At 47.1% G+C, this 5,174-nt stretch carries 5 protein-coding genes and 1 pseudogene; all 6 read left to right on the forward strand.

What is annotated here, in order from left to right:
- Nucleotides 1-301, forward strand: a 301-nt coding sequence (locus T363_RS0113355) for an IS3 family transposase (RefSeq protein ID WP_031476627.1), incomplete at its 5' end; no start/stop codon positions are given.
- Nucleotides 302-314: 13 nt separating this feature from the next.
- Nucleotides 315-1,691, forward strand: a complete 1,377-nt coding sequence (locus tag T363_RS0113360; RefSeq protein ID WP_051643297.1) for an ATP-binding protein — start codon at nucleotides 315-317, stop codon at nucleotides 1,689-1,691.
- A 586-nt stretch (nucleotides 1,692-2,277) separates the two neighbouring features.
- Nucleotides 2,278-2,541 (forward strand): SDR family oxidoreductase, encoded by a 264-nt coding sequence (locus tag T363_RS0113365; RefSeq protein WP_031476629.1) that lies wholly within the window; start codon nucleotides 2,278-2,280, stop codon nucleotides 2,539-2,541.
- A gap of 432 nt (nucleotides 2,542-2,973) precedes the next feature.
- The gene (locus tag T363_RS0113370; RefSeq protein WP_031476630.1) at nucleotides 2,974-4,116 is read left to right on the forward strand and encodes an acyl-CoA dehydrogenase; all 1,143 of its coding nucleotides are present in this window, start codon (nucleotides 2,974-2,976) and stop codon (nucleotides 4,114-4,116) included.
- 21 nt (nucleotides 4,117-4,137) lie between these two features.
- Complete coding sequence (gene acrB / locus T363_RS0113375; protein ID WP_031476632.1) at nucleotides 4,138-4,938, forward strand: acryloyl-CoA reductase electron transfer subunit gamma; 801 nt, start codon at nucleotides 4,138-4,140, stop codon at nucleotides 4,936-4,938.
- Nucleotides 4,939-4,959: 21 nt separating this feature from the next.
- Nucleotides 4,960-5,174: pseudogene (locus T363_RS0113380) on the forward strand (acryloyl-CoA reductase electron transfer subunit beta); the annotation flags it as partial.

Below are 5,174 nucleotides of genomic sequence, written 5' to 3' on the forward strand. Positions count from 1 at the left end.
CTTTCACTCTGATCAAGGGTGGCAGTACCAGCACGTGTACTTCAGGCAGGCACTTAAAGATCACAAAATCATTCAATCCATGTCAAGGAAGGGTAACTGTTACGACAATTGCATCATGGAGACCTTCTTTGGACGGATGAAAAACGAGATGTTCTACGGGCATGAAAAAGAGTATTCCTCTTTTGAAACGTTTGCTAAGGCTGTTGACACCTACATAAATTACTACAACAACGAAAGAATCCAAGCGAAAACAAAATGGATGCCTCCCGCAAAATTCAGAGAGGCATCCATGTGCACCTAATTCAATTTTTAATGTGTCCAGAATCCTGGGTACATATCACATATCAGACTTCGATGGTTTTTTTATTAGTTATTCAATTGCACAACTTGGCAAAGAATTTGATCTTTTACGTTTTGGAAAAAACTACATCCTCAATATCGAGTTAAAAAGCGAATTGAAAATTGCACAAAAAGAAAAAAAGATTCTTAAACAAATGCACGAAAACTACTATTATTTGAAATTTTTAAACACTCCAATAGAACTTTTTACTTTCGTGGAAAATGACGGATTTTATAGGTATAATATTGAATCTAGTACTATTGATAAGATAAAACCCGAAACACTTGCAGAATGTATATGTGAACAAGACGTTGATTATTCTGTTAATCCTGATAACAAGTTTGTCCCTTCCAATTATTTAATTTCACCATTTAACTCTACCGCAGCTTTTATCAATAATGAATATTTTTTAACTAGCGCACAACAACGGATTAAAACTGAAATATTATCTGAACTTACTGAAAATCCACTTATGTTTTTCTGTATTTCTGCAAATGCAGGGACTGGAAAAACTTTATTAACATATGACATTGCAAATGAATTAATGTCCACCAATAAAAACATTTTATTAATCCATTGTGGAATTTTAAATCGAGGACATATTAAACTAATTTACCGCTACAAGTGGAACATTGTTTCTATTAAAGATATATCAAACAATAAAGAAAATATAAATCTTGACAATATTGACTTTATCTTTGTAGATGAGTCACAAAGAATACGTTTTTCCCAACTAGAAGCATTAACCAAAAAAGCTGTAGAAAAACAAATTCCAATGCTATTTTCATATGATACGAAACAATATTTGAAAACAGGTGAAACACTTGATTTAAGCAATTACCTCAATAACACTTACCCCCACTTAATAACATCTACCAAGAAGTTAACAAACAAAATAAGAACAAATAAAGCCATATCATCGTTTATTACAAACCTTCTTGAAATAGGGAAAAGTCATGACAATTTACACTATGACTGTATCACTATAGATTATTTCAATAATATTCAAGATTTAACTGAATATATTGATTTTCTTGAACAAAATGGGTGGAAACCCATCACATATACCTCATCTTCCCGAACCATTGACTCTTATAATCAACTATCAAAACTATGTAACACCAATGCCCATGCCGTAATTGGTCAAGAATTCTCAAAAGTTGTGTTTGTAATGGATAACAACTTCCAATATAATGAGAGAAATCGATTGACTGCACGTTCAAGCTACTATGATGCGAAAGGCATGCTATATCAGATCGTTACTAGAGTAATCAATGAGCTGAAAATTATTATACTTAACAACCCTAAACTATATGAAAAACTATTAGAAATAAAAGCTATGGGTAATTAATATATAAATCAGCTTAGCTTTGCATAATAACTCGACAAACAAAACTTCTATTTTAATTGTATCCATTCACATTCTACATTGAGTTGATAGGCAGCCGCTAGTACGTCTGTCAAAATGTCTGTCAAACTTCCGTCATTTGATGAAAATGCCCTCTGGAACAATCCTCTCGCCTTGCTTTTACGCAACGCAGATTTCAGAACTTTTTCGCAACTTATTCTGCGAAAAACCATTCTTCCGCTGAATTTTCGTTCTTCTTTAAATGGAATCAGTACAACCAGAAAACACACGGAAATACACCGGAATTTACACATTCTGGTAACTCTGACTCTGTTTGTGAGGGTTCGAATCCTTCTTCGGCTGCCACCGAAAAAGCAGCTTTTCTGATGAAAAGCTGCTTTTTTATTTTTCCACCTCTCTGTTTCACCCTTGCCAAATCACAAAAGTACGAAGAATATGAAAGAATGTCTTCTAATCCCTTCTCCTCAATTGACCCGCCGTCCCCGGCGGGTTATTTTTGCACGCCGCTCAGTTACTCCGACATCCCCATATTCAGTGTTTTCAGCGCAATCACTTCAGAATCATTCATATGCGCGGCAACCGCATTGAAGTATCCGCAGATCAGGTACACGTCAATGCGATCGCCCCCGGGTGGATCAACGCCCCCATGTACTGCGCTGCAACTGACAACGATCCCCCGCGCCGCGCCAAGATCCTCGGCCGTATCCAGATGAACCGCGTCGGCGATCCCGACGACATCGGCTGGGCAGCAGTCTTTCTGTGCTCGGAAGCTGCAAAGTACATCACCAGCGTGCGCCTGCCGGTGGATGGCGGCGCTCTGGTTGGGTTCTGATCACCTGCCTGCGCCCTCCTTCCCCGGCTCTTTCCGCTGCCATTTGTTTTTCCTCTCTCCTGCCGCCGGTGTGCATGCACACCGGTGGCATTGTCATTTTTAGATAGATTCCACGCCCGCTTTTTATCATTTTGACGATACGCTTACGGCCTATCGTCAACTATACCCAAAAGATACTTACAATTTACCAAATTTATTGGTTTATCCTGTTGAATTTAACGGTTGACGCATCTTTTCCTATGTGGTATATTGATTATGCGAACAAGAAATAACAAAAAGTTGTGCAAAATACAACCGAAACCGGATCATCTCTTCCCTTCAAAAAACGATCGTCCGGTGTATCCGGCCGCATTAGGCGGCCTGTTTTATGGCAGAAAGCCGGCGCTCCGTCGGCATCGGCAATAAATCACCAAACAAAAAGGAGACTTGAACATGGATTTCCATCTGACCCGTGAACAGGAACTGGTTCGCCAGATGATGCGTGACTTCACCGAAAACGAAGTTAAGCCCATCGCAGCAGAAACCGACAAAACCTCTACTTATCCCCGCGAGAACATCGACAAGCTGTTCGATCTGGGCGTTATGGGCATGATCGTGCCGGAAGAATTCGGCGGCGCCGGTGCAGACGACCTCTGCTCGGCCATTGCGATCGAGGAGCTTTCCAAGCAGTGCGCCTCCACCGGCGACATCCTCGCAACCCACAACGGTCTGTGCTGCGGCCCGATCATTCAGAACGGCACCCCCGCGCAGAAGGAGAAGTACCTCCGCATGCTGACCGAGGGTCACAAGGTAGGCGCTTTCGCGCTGACCGAGCCGGACGCCGGTTCTGACGCTGCCAAGGGCACCTGCACCGCTGTGCTCGAAGGCGACCACTATGTTCTGAACGGTTCCAAGATCTTCATCACCAACGGTTATGTGGCAGACGTTTTCGTTGTATTTGCCATGACCGATAAATCCAAGGGCACCCGCGGCATCTCTGCCTTCATCGTAGAAAGCTCCTTCCCGGGCTTCTCGGTTGGCAAGCACGAGGAAAAGCTCGGCCTGCACGGCTCGCCCACGTCGGAAATCGTGTTCACCGACTGCATCGTTCCGAAGGAAAACCTGCTCGGTCAGGAAGGCAAGGGCTTCAAGATCGCCATGCAGACGCTGGACGGCGGTCGTATCGGCATTGCCGCGCAGGCGCTCGGCATCGCAGAGGGCGCAATGGAAGAATCCATGAACTTTGCCAAGACCCGTGAGCAGTTCGGCCGTCCGATCTCCAAGTTCCAGAACACCCAGTTCGTATTTGCCGATATGCATGTTGCGATTGAGGCTGCCCGCCTGCTGACCTACAAGGCCGCGACCCTCAAGACCGAGGGCAAGCCCTTCACGCTGGACGCAGCTACCGCCAAGCTGTTCGCTTCCGAGGCTGCTATGAAGATCACCACCAAGGCTGTACAGATCCACGGCGGCTACGGCTACACCAAGGATTACCCGGTGGAGCGCATGATGCGCGACGCCAAGATCACCGAGATCTACGAAGGCACGAGCGAGATCCAGCGCGTCGTTATCTCCGGCAACATTCTCGGCAAGTAAGGAACAGGAGGAATACTGAACATGAAAGCAATCGTTTGTGTAAAGCAGGTTCCGGATACCTCCGGCAAGGTAGCAGTCAATCCCGACGGCACCCTGAACCGTGCTTCTATGGCCACCATTATCAACCCGGACGACAAGAACGCTGTGGAAGCGGCGCTCAAGCTCAAGGACGAGGCCGGCTGCAAGGTCGTTGTTGTCACCATGGGTCCTCCCCCGGCACAGGGCATGCTGCGTGAGCTGCTCGCCATGGGCGCGGACGAGGCCGTACTGGTTTCCGCCCGTGAGTTCGGCGGCTCGGATACCTTCGCTACCTCCCAGATCCTCGCGGCTGCGATCAAGAAGATCGGCCTTGAGGACGACGATGTCGTATTCTGCGGCCGTCAGGCGATCGACGGCGACACCGCACAGGTCGGTTCCCAGATCGCGGAGAAGCTGAATATCCCGCAGATCTCCTACGCGGCAGACATTAAGAAGGAAGGCAGCACCGTTACCGTTAAGCGTATGCTCGAGGACGGCTACATGACCATTCAGGCCAAGACCCCCTGCCTGATCACCTGCATCAAGGAGCTGAACCTGCCCCGCTACATGTCCATCAAGGGCATCATGGGCTGCTACTCCAAGCCGGTCGAAGTATATGACTACAACGCCCTCAAGGACGATCCGCTGATCGATCCCGCTACTATCGGCCTGAAGGGCTCCCCCACCAACATCTTCAAGTCCTTCACTCCCCCGCAGAAGGGCCAGGGCAAGATGCTCGAGGGTGCAGATATGGCTGCCTGCGAAGAGCTGGCTGCTGCGCTTCAGAAGAAGCACATCATTTGATTGAAAGGGGATTTCTGAACAATGGCTGATTTCAATAACACGAACCTCGCCGATTTCAGCGGCGTATGGGTATTCTGTGAGCAGCGTCAGGGCAAGCTGCAGCCGACCGTGCTGGAGCTGATCAGCGAAGCGCGCAAGCTCGCGGACGATATGGGCACCGAGGTATGCGGCCTGCTGCTGGGCGGCAAGGGCGTAGGCGACGCGATGGCGAAGGAGCTGGGCGCGTACGGTGCGGA

Source organism: Agathobaculum desmolans ATCC 43058 (assembly GCF_000701665.1).
Lineage (GTDB): Bacteria > Bacillota > Clostridia > Oscillospirales > Butyricicoccaceae > Agathobaculum > Agathobaculum desmolans.